This window comes from Chryseobacterium lactis (genome assembly GCF_003815875.1).
In the GTDB taxonomy this organism is placed as follows: Bacteria; Bacteroidota; Bacteroidia; order Flavobacteriales; family Weeksellaceae; genus Chryseobacterium; species Chryseobacterium lactis.
This window is the reverse complement of the sequence record NZ_CP033924.1, coordinates 865,451-878,334: the sequence shown is the minus strand read 5'-3', so window position 1 is coordinate 878,334 and position 12,884 is coordinate 865,451. Positions and strand designations below refer to the sequence as shown.

Here is a 12,884-nt window from a genome sequence, read left to right as displayed (position 1 = left end):
TTATGAAAAGGCTAAAACAAATAATTTTCTGGACTTTAGTAGCTTTTGCCCTGATTCAATTCGTTCCTATTGACAGGGTGAATAAACCGGTTGACAAGGCCGTTAATTTTGTTGATGCTAAAAAATCCCCTGAGAAAATAAAAACCTTGCTTAAAAATGCATGTTACGACTGCCACTCGAATGAAACAGTCTATCCGAAGTATGCTTTTATAGCTCCGGTTTCATGGTCTGTAAAAAGCCACGTGAACGAAGGTCGTGAACATCTTAATTTTTCCATTTGGGGAACATACAACAAGGAGTTAAAAGAGAATATTCTGGATAGGTCTATTGAGGCGCTTAAGCATAAGACAATGCCAATGCCAGGTTATATTGTATACCATAAAGAAGCTAATCTTTCACAGGCAGAAAGAACTCTTTTAATTCAGTATTTTGAAGAAATGCTGAAATCCAAGGCCTATTAATTCCGGAAATTTCTGAAGATATTCTTAATCATAAAAAAATCTCTCGCAGATTTTGCAAATTAAAGCAGATTATAAAATCATAATCATCTGCCTGATCTGCAAAATCTGCGAGAGAATATTATAATAAAAGAATTTATTTCTTTTTATAGTCCTCAAAAAACTTCTTCTGAGAATCAAAAGCAATATCCTCAAGGTTAAGATCCCTTAAAGGAATCCAAATCGCTTCCGAAATCTCCGAAAGTTCAAGATTTACCTCAAACTTCTCCGAAACATTATATTCATAAAAGAGATCAATTGTATTGTAATCAATTTCTTTGTATTGATAGATGTTCGGAAGACTGGTAAGGTATTTCAGGTTTGAAATATCGATGTCAAGCTGAAGTTCTTCAAAAAGCTCTCTTTTACACGTTTCTTCTGCACTTTCTCTGGGATCAACAAATCCTCCGGCCAGATCAAGTTTTCCTTTTCTGGGATCCCTGTTTCTTTTCGTAAGATAAACTTCATCACCACATCTGATCACAACTGCGACAGCTCCGGCTACATTATTATACAGTGTAAAACCACATTCGGGACAGCTCCATTTCTTTTCACCATCCCAATGCAGAGATTCTTTGCCACAGCTCGGGCAATATTTCAATAATTTCATTTGTTATTGAGTAACATTAATATTTCTCGGGTGATAACTCAAAATAACATCTCTTAATTCTTCCGTTTTCAGGTGTGTATAGATTTCCGTTGTTGTGATACTCGAATGCCCAAGCATTTCCTGTATATAACGCAGATCTGCACCATTCTGCAATAAATGCGTTGCAAAAGAATGTCTGAATGTATGTGGAGATATCTTCTTGTTAACCCCTGCTTTGTCTGTAAGTTCTTTAATAATAAGAAATACAATCACTCTGGACATGGATGTTCCACGGCTGTTTAAAAACAGAGTGTCTTCATATTTCTTATTAATTTTACCTTTAGATCGTACCTCTTTGATGTAGTTTTCCAATAATTCAGCCGTATAATCAGCCAAAGGAACGAAACGGGTCTTGTTTCCTTTTCCGTTGACTTTAATATACTGCTCCTTGAAGTTGATATTTGAAATTTTCAAATCAATCAGTTCAGAAACACGGAGTCCGCAACCATACAATACCTCAATGATACAGTGGTTTCTTTTTCCGAGATCTGTATTGACCTCAATGGCAGCAATAATTCGGTTAATATCAGGTAAACTTAAGGTATCAGGTAGATACAGTCCCAATTTAGGGCCTTCAAGTAATGCCGCAGGGTTGTCTTCACGATATTCATCTTCCAGTAAAAATTTGAAGAAGGCCTTTATCGAAGATATCCATCTTGCCTGAGACCTCTCACTAAATTTCTGTTTAGAAAGATTGAAAATGTATTCCTGCAGGTTTTCGTAGACGATAGAATCTGGGCCGACGTTTGCCAGATCTTCTTCTGCGTAATCTTTTAATTTCTTAATGTCTCGAACGTAAGCGTCGAGCGTGTTTTCTGAAAAATTTCTTTCGAAACGAAGAAATATTTCAAAATCTTTGATCTTTTCATCCCAAGTCATTTGTGCTTATTTTTTTAGTTCACAGTCCGATATTTGTTCTATTTCAATGTTATGGTTTCTCAGGAACGATATTCCATCGTCATCCGAATACTCATTAATATACACCAGTCTTGTAATTCCTGCCTGCAGGATCAGCTTACTACATTCCTTGCAAGGTGACAGCGTTAAATATAACGTTGCTCCCTTTGCAGATTGTGTAGAAGCAGCCAGCTTTAATATGGCATTAGCTTCCGCATGCAATACGTACCAGTGCGTTTTTCCCTCTCCATCTTCACAGCAGTTTTCGAATCCCGAAGGAGTCCCGTTGTAACCATCTGAAATAATCATCCTATCTTTTACGATAAGAGCCCCTACCTGTTTTCTCTTACAGTAGGAGAGTTTTGCCCATTCCTGAGCCATTTTTAGATAAGCCTTGTCAAACTTATTCATACCGCAGCATTAGTTTTTCGAAATAATTTGGATTAAAAGTTTTGAAAGTTTAGAAGTTTGGCTTTCTTTTCTCAAGGAAAGCAGTTACTCCTTCTTTCTTATCGTCCATTTCAAAAAGTTCTCCGAAATATGTAATCTCAGTTTCAAAACCTTTCTCAGTGTCCGATAGATTCACGGCGTTTATAGCCTTGGATATTGCCATTGGTGAATTGTGGGCAATAGTGTTCGCTAATTCTTTCGTTTTGGTTAATAATTCTTCTATAGGGTATACTTCATTGACCAATCCGATCTCTTTTGCTTTTTGAGCAGGAATCATTTTGGCAGAGAAGATCAATTCGTTGGCAATACCTTTTCCTACAAGCTTCGGTAGCCTTTGAGTTCCTCCATATCCGGGGATCAATCCCAGGGTAACTTCAGGAAGCCCCAATCTGGCGTTTTCCGATGCATATCTGATGTGGCATGCCATAGCAAGCTCTAAACCTCCTCCCAATGCAAAACCGTTCACGGCAGCAATGACAGGCTTAGGCATATTTTCTATTTTGTTGAACAAAGTATTTTGTCCGTTTCTCGCTAATTCTTCAGCTTTTTCCTGTCCGAAATCACTGAATTCCTTGATGTCAGCTCCGGCTACAAAAGATTTCTCTCCACTTCCTGTAAGAATAATGACCCTGCAGGATTGGTCTGAAGAAAGCTCATCCAGAGCGGTACTGATCTCCTGAATTGTTTTAGCATTCAATGCATTTAAACTTTCAGGTCTATTTATGGTAATGATAGATAATTTATCTTCCTTTTTTAATAATATATTTTCGTAACTCATTTTTCCACTTTAAAATATCATCCTTTGCAAATTATGAATTTTTTACAAAAAAAAGGAAAAAATCTTATTTTTTTTTCCTTTTTTTTATTTTATTGTTCAATATGATTATTTTGAATGATTCATCATATTTGCATCAATATTAACATTTAGTTGAGAAGCTACTTTCATGCCAAGCTCAATGTTAGCGCGGAAAAAGTGGCATAATTGACGGTTAATAATCTCGTCTTTTTTCGGCCCTGTGATGCCTTTCATACTTCCGATAATGTTTTGAATAAGATGATCTCTGTCTTCTGCATTCATCGCTTTTGAATATAAAAGTCCCGGCTGAGTATAATGATCGCTGTCGTTTTCATTTCTGTTGTAGTTGGCAACATGTGCACTGTCCAGTTCATATTCATAATTCTTATAAGATGAATCCGGTTTGATCTCGTCAAAGCTATTAGGGAAATAGTTGGGCTGATCCTGATAATGGCTTGAGTCTGCCATATAGCCGTCTCGCTGGTAATTGTTGACCGCAAAAGGACATCTGTTAACCTCAAGTTGATGAGAATTTACTCCCACTCTGTATCGGTGTGCATCGGGATAAGAAAATAATCTTCCCTGAAGCATTTTGTCCGGAGAAAAACTGATTCCGTTGATCAGGCTGCTAGGTGAGAATGTAGATTGCTCAACATGGGCAAAATAATTCACAGGAACTTCATTAAGTTCCATTTCTCCAACTTCAATCAATGGAAAATCATCATGGAACCATACTTTGGTTACATCGAAAGGATTCCATCTGAAATCTTTAGCCTGTTCCTCGGTCATTACCTGGATGTACATCGTCCATTTTGGGAAATTTCCATTTTCAATGGCGTTGCAAAGATCTTCCTGAGCAAAATCAGGGTTTTCACCTGCCATTTTCACCGCTTCGTCATCAGTGAAGTTTTTTACCCCTTGTTTTGTTTTAAAATGAAACTTCACCCACACTCTTTCATTTTTATCATTGATCATGGAGAAGGTGTGAGATCCGAAACCATGCATATGTCTGTAGCCATGTGGTGTTCCTCTATCTGACATTAATATAAGAACCTGATGAAGCGATTCAGGATTTAAACTCCAGAAATCCCACATCATGGTGGCACTTTTTAAATTCGTTTTAGGAACTCTTTTTTGGGTATGGATAAAATCCGGAAACTTTTTGGCGTCTTTAATAAAGAATACAGGAGTATTATTTCCTACAAGATCCCAGTTTCCATCTTCAGTATAAAATTTTAAGGCAAAACCTCTAGGATCTCTGGCGGTATCTGCGCTTCCTTTTTCTCCTCCAACGGTAGAAAATCTTGCAAACATTCTGCATGAGTTTCCTACTGCTGAAAACAATTTTGCTTTCGTATATTGGCTGATGTCATGCGTTACGGTAAAGGTTCCGTATGCTCCGCTTCCTTTGGCATGCACTATTCTTTCAGGTATTCTTTCCCTAACGAAATGGGCTAGATTTTCCTGTAAGACAAAGTCTTGCAGCAATACCGGGCCTCGTGGTCCTACCGTCTGGGAATCCTGATGCTCATAATAAGGCGTGCCGTTACTTAACGTTAATTTTTTAGAATCCATATAATTGATGATTTGAATAATTGTCGTCCATTTCTAAATACCCGTGTAAAGGTAGTGATTATCAAATTTACTTGAATTTTTAATTGGTAATAACAAAAACATCATATCTTTGTAATAGATAATATTAATCAAATGAACATTCAGCAACTGGAATATCTTATCGCTGTTGATAAGTATAAACATTTTGGTAAAGCAGCTCAGGCTTGCTTTATTACTCAGCCAACGTTAAGTGCCATGATACAGAAATTTGAGGACGAACTGGATGTAAAGGTTTTTGACCGAACTACCCACCCGATCCGTACCACAGATGTTGGTCTTCAGATTATCGATCAGGCGAAGGTGATCATAGAATCTGTCAATGAGCTGAAAAATAAAGCCAACCTTTTGAATAATATTTTAGGTGGAACAATCAATTTAGGAATTATCCCTACCGTTTCTTCTTTTATTCTCCCTACGGAAATTTTCAAGTTCCTTGAAGAAAATCCAAAGATCCAGATGAATGTGAAAGAAATGACAACAGACAATATTATTAAAGCTTTGAAAGCCGGAGAACTGGATGCGGGGATTATCTCCACTCCATATGATACTGCTGACGAGTTTTATCAGGATTTCCTTTTCAACGAAGAATTGATGATCTACAGTTCCAATACTGAAGCCAACAAAAAGAATGCTTATATCATTCCTGAAGAACTGAATGTGGAGAAAGTATGGTTGCTTGAAGAAGGAAACTGCTTGAGAAATCAATTCGAAAATATCTGCCATTTAAAAGAGAATACTTTAAAGCCTAAGAATCTTGATTTCCTGGCTTCCAATATTCAGACTCTGGTACATATGGTTGATAAAGTGGGAGGAATCAGCATTCTGCCGGAGCTTGCTCTAAGCCAGCTTTCAGAAGAACAGAAAAAGAATGTTTTCAGGTTCAAAAAACCTTTCCCTTACAGAGAAATCAGTATCATCTACTATAAGCCTACGTTTAAGCAAAAAATTATTGATGAATTGTCAAATTCTATCAGAAATTCTTTGCAACTTAAACTGAATTATCACGAAAGCCCGAAAGAGTTTGTAAGCATAAAGCCACAGTAATTAAAAGGCGCTACAGTGATATAAATCATTAATTTAAAGAAAATTATAATTAATAAACAAAATTTTTGAGTATTAGAAAAATAGTGCTTAAATTTGCTGACGTTTATTAACGAGGAAAAATTTGACCTGATTGCAACCTCTATAAAAAAATGCTAAAACAGTATTCTTTTTTTCGGGCCATTTATTCTTATTTTTCTTCGACAGTATTTTTTAATCTAAAAAACAAAGAATAATATGTCTTATTTATTTACGTCTGAATCAGTTTCAGAAGGGCATCCGGATAAAATTGCAGATCAGATTTCTGATGCATTAATCGACCACTTTTTAGCATACGATAAAAATTCAAAAGTAGCATGTGAAACTCTTGTAACTACTGGACAAGTAGTATTGGCAGGAGAAGTAAAATCAGATGCTTATCTTGATGTACAAACCATCGCCAGAGAGGTAATCAACGGGATTGGGTATACAAAAGGAGAATACATGTTCAATGGTGATTCTTGTGGGGTTATTTCTGCAATCCATGAGCAGTCTCCGGATATCAACCAAGGGGTAGACAGAGCTGTAAATGACGAGTCTTTTGAAGCTAAAGCTAATGCACAAGGTGCAGGTGACCAGGGAATGATGTTTGGTTACGCAACTAATGAGACGGCAAACTATATGCCTCTTGCTTTGGATTTAGCTCACACCATCCTTAAAGAACTTTCTGCCATCAGAAGAGAAAATAAAGAGATCGCTTACCTACGTCCTGATGCGAAAAGCCAGGTAACTATTGAATATTCTGATGATCACAAACCGATCAGAATAGACTCTATCGTAGTTTCTACTCAACATGATGACTTTGGAACAGAAGAAGAAATGTTGACTAAAATCCGTGAAGACATCAAAAATATTTTGGTTCCGAGAGTAGTTGCACAACAAACTGAGGAAATCAAAGCTTTATTTAATGATCAGATCAAATATCACATCAACCCTACCGGTAAATTTGTAATCGGAGGTCCTCACGGGGATACCGGACTTACGGGAAGAAAAATTATCGTTGATACGTATGGAGGAAAAGGAGCTCACGGTGGTGGTGCTTTCTCAGGAAAAGATCCTTCAAAAGTAGATAGAAGTGCTGCTTACGCAACAAGACACATCGCTAAAAACCTTGTAGCTGCAGGAGTTGCAGACGAAGTTTTGGTACAGGTGTCTTATGCAATCGGAGTTGCTGAGCCTTGTGGTTTATATATTAATACGTACGGAACGGCAAAAGTGGATCTTCATGATGGAGATATTGCTAAGAAAGTTTCTACGATCTTCGATTTAAGACCTTATGCTATCGAGCAAAACCTAAAATTAAGAAATCCTATCTATCAGGAAACTGCTTCTTACGGACATATGGGGAAAGAACATTATGTTGCTGATAAGACCTTCAATAAAGGACATAAAAATGAACTTACATTGAACGGACTGGAATTCTTCACTTGGGAGAAATTAGACAAAGTAGAAGAAATTAAAGCCGCTTTCGGAATTTAATTTTTTTCTTTACAGAATAAATAGGCTGCTTTATCTTTTGATAAGGCAGTTTTTTTTACTTTTACACTTTAATAAATTGAAAGATGATGAATTTTCGAACTGCAGTTGCAATCTTTTCCCTGTTTTTGCTAAGTACATTGGTAAAAGCCCAATATACGATGCATAAAATGATTAGTGTGGGATACACCTACCAGAACCAAAGTTTCGGGGAAGTTGGAGGTAAATTGCTTTTCCTTAAAAATGATGATGTCATTTACAGATTGGGAGGATCTGCATTAATGGGAGTAGCAGATTCAAAATTTGCTATTATGCCGAAGTTGCAGGCAGACGTCTTGCTTAATTTTGAAAAGAATGTGGATTTCTATCATTCCTACTACTTTTTGGTAGGAGCAGAAGGAACCAACAAGTATATTGCTCCAAAAATCGGGGTGACTTTATTTGGTATGCTGGACCTTACGGGGGGCTATGCATTTCCTATCGGAGATACCCGATTAAACGGAAAAGAAATGAAAGGGTTGAATATTAATTTTACATTAAATATCCCAACCGTATTCATTCATGACATGTTTAAGTGATTTTTTTTAAATTTTTCTTGTGAAAATTTAATAATAGGTTAACAGTTATTAAAAAATTATTATATTTACATCATAATATAATTTGTACCAGCCTATAGAAGAGACTCTACTCTAAAACTGTTTTGTATATACAGCAAAGACCAGATGGATATCTGGAGGAATACCTGTCTACAAATGTTATATTGAGAAGAGTTATGAAATCAAAATCGGATAGTTTACTAATTTCGCTTTACCAGAAAGGAGATGAGGGGGCGTTATCAACCCTTATTCATCGCCATCAGAGAGAACTGTTTACATTCATTTTTTACAAAATTAATGATGAAGATTTAGCCAACGATATTTTTCAGGATACATTCATGAAGATTATTGTTATGCTGAAAGAAGGACGCTATAACGAAGAAGGCAAATTTATTCTTTGGGCTAAAAGAATCTCTCACAACCTGATCATTGATCATTTTCGTTTAAAAGCAAAGAATATCAAAGTTTCAGAAACTACCTTTGAAACAGATGAATATTCTATTTTTGACCTGATCAGAGAACCTTCGGAAAATATTGAAGACCAGCTGGTTACCAATCAGATTCAGGAAGATTTACTGAGAATGTTGCAGTTTCTTCCCCTGAATCAGCAAGAGGTGATCAAATTACGTTTTTTTGACGGCTTAAGTTTTAAAGAAATTGCGGATCATACAGACATGAGCATCAATACTACTCTCGGTAGAGTACGATATGCTTTAATCAACCTGAGAAAAATCATGGACGAAAATAACATAATATTAACCAGATAAATAATATTTCGTAAAATTTCTCGTTTTAAGGAAAACATAGTTCGTATATGAAAAAAAATGACTCCTTAAAAGTGAAAACTTTGAAACCTAAAAAACAAACCATAGACTTTCTGCTCAATTTTTCCAAAAGTATTGAAATTGTGAAAAGCAAGAGCAAGAATTATCCTATTTCGAAAAATTAAAATGACTAACTTTGTGCTGTATGAAAATGCAGCACGTTTATTTTGATCTGGACAATACGCTCTGGGATCATCGCAGAAATGCCTATCTGAACATCAAAAATCTTTTCGAAAAACAGGAGATTACTTCAAAGTACAATATTGACTTTGAAGAATTTCATGCTGTTTATCACGATATCAATGAAGAGTTGTGGGAAAAGATCAGAGATGGGATGATAAGCAAAGAGTATTTGAGAGAACACCGTTTTTATGATTCCTTCAAACATTTTGGGATAGACAACAAAGAGCTTTCCCTTTATTTTGAAGAACACTTTCTGGACAATATGGTAAGTCATAACGAATTGGTGGAAGGAGCTGAAGATATACTTGATTATCTGAAAGCTAAGAATTATACATTACACATTATTTCTAATGGTTTCCAGGAGGTAACGGAAAGGAAATGTATATTATCGGGTATTGCCCCTTATTTTAAAACCATTACCAGTGCAGACGCTATCGGAGTGAGAAAGCCCAATCCAAGAATCTTTGAATACTCTTTAGGCCTTTCCGAGGCTAAAAAAGAAGAAAGTATCCTGATTGGAGATGACTGGATTGCAGATGCAATGGGAGCCACGGATTTTGGAATGGATGCCATTTTCTTTGATGTGTATAAAGAAGATAAAAAGGAGCCTGGTTTAAAGGTTATTACTCATCTTCAGCAAATTAAAGATTATTTATAATCAGATTTAAGCTCTACAGCTTACAATATATTTAAACCATTAAGGCTACTGAGGCTGGTAAGAATAGTAAGACAAACAATGAAGCTATTTCAAATGTTCTTCTTACTATTTTTACTACCTAAACGTGGCTTTAATGGTTTATTTTTTTTACTGGTACCCATTATTTTCTTTTTCTAATCTACAATTTTCAGAATTTTTCAAGCAACGAATTTCTATTCTTACTTCGTGTTGAAGGGAGCCAGAGCTGAATCAATGCAATTGATTCTTTTTAAACTTGTGTAGTATTCTTAGCCTAATCTTTTACAAATCAGACTTATTCCCAATTCTTTCCTAAATTGATTTGGAACTTTGCTTCATAATAATAAAGAAAAACTTAATGTTATGAAAAAAGTAAGGATGATTACCGCAATATTTATTCTAATGTTCTTATTCGCAGGAGGCCTGATCTCAGCACAGGATAGAGCGATATCCCCGAATCAATTGCCAAAGACTGCAAAAACCTTTCTTTATGCCCATTTTAAAGGGATTCCTGTAAGCTCAGCCGTAGAAGACAGAGAAATCTATGGAGTAGATGAATATAAGGTATATCTGAACAATGGAATGAAAATGGAATTTGATAGTAATGGGAACTGGAAAGAAGTGGATGGTAAACATCAAAAACTACCTTACGGTTTTATTCCTGTATCCATAAGAAATTACGCCACGAGAAATTTCCCGAATACCTATATCGTAAAAGTAGAGAAGAAGAGATGGGCATATAAAGCAGAACTTTCCAACGGACTGGAACTGGAGTTTGATAAAAACGGGAATTTTAAAAAAATTGATGACTAATTACAAGTAACGTATAACAATAAAAAATTTAATATTATGGTTAACTGGAGCTTAATAAGAAGTAATGGAAGAAAGGTTTCTTCAAGCAAGATTAGAAAGAGTATGGTGTCTTTTATGACAAAGCACTATCCGTGCAGCGTAGTTCAGTCTATTGAAAAAAAATATAACGCCTATAAAGTTGATTTGATGAACGGTATAAGTCTGATCTTCGATGCGGACGGACGTTTTGTAAAAACAAATTAATTTTTTTAAAAGTAAGTTGGAAGCAGGAAGGCAATAGAAAGTCTTCCTGCTTCCAACTTTATAATTTCCTATATTTGATAGATACTTGGTCACCCGGCAGATAAATAACAGCTGTATATATGAAGATTTTAATAGTAGAAGATGAACCGGAGTTAAAAAATACGGTACAGAAATTTCTGGAGGCAGAACATTTTATTGTAGAATATGCCGATACCTATCAGTCCGGGTTGGAAAAAATTATTTCTTACGAATACGATTGTATCCTTTTGGATATCATGCTTCCGGATGGGAATGGCATCGATCTGTTGAAAGAGATTAAGAAAATGCATAAAAAAGATCCGGTCATTATCCTTTCTGCCAAAGATTCGGTGGATGATAAGGTAACCGGTCTGGAGATAGGTGCCGATGATTATCTTGCCAAACCTTTTCACCTGGCAGAATTAATGGCAAGGATCAAATCTGTGATCAGGCGAAATCATCAGGATGGGGAAAGTATCATCAAATATAAAAATATAAGCATCGATCCCGACAGCCGGAAAGTTATGGTAGGAAGTGAAGAACTGGTGCTGAACCGTAAAGAATATGATCTTTTGTATTATTTTGTGATTCATCCTGAGAAAACCTTGCAGAAAACTACCCTCGCAGAAGCCATTTGGGGCGATTATATCGATCAGGCAGATAGTCTTGATTTTATCTATTCGCAGATTAAAAATCTTCGTAAAAAATTAAAAACCCTACATGCTGAAGCAGATTTCCAGGCTGTGTATGGTATAGGATATAAATTTATCTGATGAAAGTTTCGTTAAAATATTATACGATAAAATATCTGATTATGATCCTGCTGCTGGTTATTGCAGTTTGGGCTGGGTTATTTTATGCCTATATTCTGGATGAAGTACATGATAATGTGGATGATGGATTAAGAGACCGGAAAATACAGATCATTAAAGCGGTTTATCTGAATCCGCAGCTATTAAAAAACAATGATTTTGGTTTTAACGAATTTAAAATCATGCCTATTGCTTCCGGTGAATACAAGAACAAAAGTAGACTCTACAATAAAATGTATTATATGGAGTATGACGATAAAGACCAGCCTTATCGCGTACTTGAAGCCGACTTTATCGATCAGTTTAAAAGCTATCAAAGGCTTGTCATCAGAACCTCTACTGTGGAAGAAGATGAGCTGATTTATGATCTTACGACTGCTCTGATTGTTCTTTATATTCTTTTGGTCATAAGTATTGTAGTGGTGAATGGATATTTGCTTAATAAGGCAATGAGGCCATTTTATTCTATTTTAGATCAATTGAAAAAATATCAGTTTGGGAATCCTTCTGTTCAGGAACAACAGAATTATTCAATAAAAGAATTTGAAGAATTAAATGTGGAGATAGGTGAAATGATCGAGCGTAATGAACTCGTTTTTTATCAGCAGAAACAATTTATTGAAAATGCATCCCATGAGCTTCAAACCCCGCTTGCTATTGTGATCAATAAAATAGATCTTCTCATTCAGAATGAAGAACTCGATAAAAAGAATATGAATTTTCTTTCTGAAGTTAAAAATGATCTGCGAAGAATGGTAGGATTGAATAAATCCCTATTAATGCTTTCCAAAATAGAAAACAGCCAGTTCAATAAAACGGCAGGTTTGAATTTCAATACATTGATTACTAGGCTTGTTGAAAACTATGAAGACTTTATTCAATTTAAAAATATCAATGTCAATATCATAGAAAGAGGAGGTTTTGAGGCCAATTTTAATCAGGATCTGGCCGATATCTTATTATCCAATCTTCTTAAAAATGCTGTCAAATATAATAATGAAGAAGGAACCCTGAATATCATTATTGAAAACGACAGAATCACATTTCAAAACAGTGGATCGCCTGTCCCTTTAGATAAATCCCGCATATTTAATCGTTTTTATAAGCAGGGAACTGATCGTGGTTCCACAGGGCTGGGTTTGTCTATTATTAAGACGATCATCAAACAGTATCCGGGTTGGGATATTTCTTATGAGTTTGAAGATCAGATGCATTATTTTATTCTGACTAAAAATAACATACAAAAATTCTAAAATACAA

General features: G+C 35.6%; 15 protein-coding genes. 10 read left to right on the top strand and 5 right to left on the bottom strand.

Annotated features, from left to right (window positions below):
- Positions 1-2: 2 nt before the first annotated feature.
- A complete protein-coding gene (locus tag EG342_RS03735; protein WP_103288474.1) occupies positions 3-461 on the top strand; it encodes a heme-binding domain-containing protein in 459 nt (152 codons plus the stop codon).
- Positions 462-594: 133 nt separating this feature from the next.
- Here EG342_RS03735 and EG342_RS03730 read toward each other — a convergent pair whose 3' ends face one another.
- The 5 genes from EG342_RS03730 to EG342_RS03710 form a co-directional block, all read right to left on the bottom strand.
- Positions 595-1,107, bottom strand: a complete 513-nt coding sequence (locus EG342_RS03730; protein ID WP_103288473.1) for an NUDIX hydrolase — start codon at positions 1,105-1,107, stop codon at positions 595-597.
- Between the two features lie 3 nt (positions 1,108-1,110).
- On the bottom strand, positions 1,111-2,025 hold the full coding sequence (xerD, locus tag EG342_RS03725) for a site-specific tyrosine recombinase XerD (protein WP_103288472.1): 915 nt from the start codon (positions 2,023-2,025) through the stop codon (positions 1,111-1,113).
- Between the two features lie 6 nt (positions 2,026-2,031).
- Positions 2,032-2,454 carry a deoxycytidylate deaminase gene (locus tag EG342_RS03720; protein WP_034692520.1) on the bottom strand — a complete coding sequence of 141 codons (423 nt, stop codon included), beginning with the start codon at positions 2,452-2,454 and terminating at the stop codon, positions 2,032-2,034.
- Between the two features lie 49 nt (positions 2,455-2,503).
- Positions 2,504-3,271, bottom strand: coding sequence for an enoyl-CoA hydratase/isomerase family protein (locus EG342_RS03715; RefSeq protein WP_103288471.1), 768 nt, complete (start codon positions 3,269-3,271; stop codon positions 2,504-2,506).
- A gap of 105 nt (positions 3,272-3,376) precedes the next feature.
- Positions 3,377-4,864, bottom strand: coding sequence for a catalase (locus EG342_RS03710; RefSeq protein WP_103288470.1), 1,488 nt, complete (start codon positions 4,862-4,864; stop codon positions 3,377-3,379).
- Between the two features lie 132 nt (positions 4,865-4,996).
- Between EG342_RS03710 and EG342_RS03705 the strand changes: the two genes are divergently transcribed.
- The 9 genes from EG342_RS03705 to EG342_RS03665 all read left to right on the top strand — a co-directional run bounded on the left by EG342_RS03705 (position 4,997) and on the right by EG342_RS03665 (position 12,877).
- A complete protein-coding gene (locus EG342_RS03705; RefSeq protein ID WP_103288469.1) occupies positions 4,997-5,947 on the top strand; it encodes a LysR substrate-binding domain-containing protein in 951 nt (316 codons plus the stop codon).
- Positions 5,948-6,181: 234 nt separating this feature from the next.
- Positions 6,182-7,462, top strand: a complete 1,281-nt coding sequence (gene metK / locus EG342_RS03700) for a methionine adenosyltransferase (RefSeq protein WP_103288468.1) — start codon at positions 6,182-6,184, stop codon at positions 7,460-7,462.
- A gap of 83 nt (positions 7,463-7,545) precedes the next feature.
- Positions 7,546-8,037 (top strand): hypothetical protein, encoded by a 492-nt coding sequence (locus EG342_RS03695; RefSeq protein ID WP_103288467.1) that lies wholly within the window; start codon positions 7,546-7,548, stop codon positions 8,035-8,037.
- A 194-nt stretch (positions 8,038-8,231) separates the two neighbouring features.
- Complete coding sequence (locus EG342_RS03690; protein ID WP_076553265.1) at positions 8,232-8,822, top strand: RNA polymerase sigma factor; 591 nt, start codon at positions 8,232-8,234, stop codon at positions 8,820-8,822.
- Positions 8,823-9,024: 202 nt separating this feature from the next.
- A complete protein-coding gene (locus EG342_RS03685; protein WP_103288466.1) occupies positions 9,025-9,720 on the top strand; it encodes a YjjG family noncanonical pyrimidine nucleotidase in 696 nt (231 codons plus the stop codon).
- A gap of 381 nt (positions 9,721-10,101) precedes the next feature.
- Positions 10,102-10,551, top strand: coding sequence for a PepSY-like domain-containing protein (locus tag EG342_RS03680; protein ID WP_213083877.1), 450 nt, complete (start codon positions 10,102-10,104; stop codon positions 10,549-10,551).
- A gap of 36 nt (positions 10,552-10,587) precedes the next feature.
- Entirely contained in the window at positions 10,588-10,794 is a 207-nt protein-coding gene (locus tag EG342_RS03675; RefSeq protein WP_103288465.1) for a PepSY-like domain-containing protein, read from the top strand.
- A gap of 119 nt (positions 10,795-10,913) precedes the next feature.
- Complete coding sequence (locus EG342_RS03670) at positions 10,914-11,585, top strand: response regulator transcription factor (RefSeq protein WP_103288464.1); 672 nt, start codon at positions 10,914-10,916, stop codon at positions 11,583-11,585.
- Positions 11,585-12,877: a sensor histidine kinase gene (locus EG342_RS03665; RefSeq protein ID WP_103288463.1), complete on the top strand. Its 1,293-nt coding sequence runs from the start codon at positions 11,585-11,587 to the stop codon at positions 12,875-12,877. The genes EG342_RS03670 and EG342_RS03665 overlap by 1 nt, the downstream gene beginning before the upstream one ends.
- Positions 12,878-12,884: the final 7 nt, after the last annotated feature.

What these genes read in the sequence shown, in the direction of transcription:
- xerD (WP_103288472.1), bottom strand. Translation starts at nt 2,025, where the DNA reads ATGACTTGGGATGAAAAGATCAAAGATTTTGAAATATTTCTTCGTTTC.
- EG342_RS03735 (WP_103288474.1), top strand. Translation starts at nt 3, where the DNA reads ATGAAAAGGCTAAAACAAATAATTTTCTGGACTTTAGTAGCTTTTGCC.
- EG342_RS03665 (WP_103288463.1), top strand. Translation starts at nt 11,585, where the DNA reads ATGAAAGTTTCGTTAAAATATTATACGATAAAATATCTGATTATGATC.
- EG342_RS03680 (WP_213083877.1), top strand. Translation starts at nt 10,102, where the DNA reads ATGAAAAAAGTAAGGATGATTACCGCAATATTTATTCTAATGTTCTTA.
- EG342_RS03730 (WP_103288473.1), bottom strand. Translation starts at nt 1,107, where the DNA reads ATGAAATTATTGAAATATTGCCCGAGCTGTGGCAAAGAATCTCTGCAT.
- EG342_RS03715 (WP_103288471.1), bottom strand. Translation starts at nt 3,271, where the DNA reads ATGAGTTACGAAAATATATTATTAAAAAAGGAAGATAAATTATCTATC.
- EG342_RS03670 (WP_103288464.1), top strand. Translation starts at nt 10,914, where the DNA reads ATGAAGATTTTAATAGTAGAAGATGAACCGGAGTTAAAAAATACGGTA.
- EG342_RS03710 (WP_103288470.1), bottom strand. Translation starts at nt 4,864, where the DNA reads ATGGATTCTAAAAAATTAACGTTAAGTAACGGCACGCCTTATTATGAG.
- EG342_RS03675 (WP_103288465.1), top strand. Translation starts at nt 10,588, where the DNA reads ATGGTTAACTGGAGCTTAATAAGAAGTAATGGAAGAAAGGTTTCTTCA.
- EG342_RS03720 (WP_034692520.1), bottom strand. Translation starts at nt 2,454, where the DNA reads ATGAATAAGTTTGACAAGGCTTATCTAAAAATGGCTCAGGAATGGGCA.
- EG342_RS03690 (WP_076553265.1), top strand. Translation starts at nt 8,232, where the DNA reads ATGAAATCAAAATCGGATAGTTTACTAATTTCGCTTTACCAGAAAGGA.
- EG342_RS03705 (WP_103288469.1), top strand. Translation starts at nt 4,997, where the DNA reads ATGAACATTCAGCAACTGGAATATCTTATCGCTGTTGATAAGTATAAA.
- EG342_RS03695 (WP_103288467.1), top strand. Translation starts at nt 7,546, where the DNA reads ATGATGAATTTTCGAACTGCAGTTGCAATCTTTTCCCTGTTTTTGCTA.
- EG342_RS03685 (WP_103288466.1), top strand. Translation starts at nt 9,025, where the DNA reads ATGAAAATGCAGCACGTTTATTTTGATCTGGACAATACGCTCTGGGAT.
- metK (WP_103288468.1), top strand. Translation starts at nt 6,182, where the DNA reads ATGTCTTATTTATTTACGTCTGAATCAGTTTCAGAAGGGCATCCGGAT.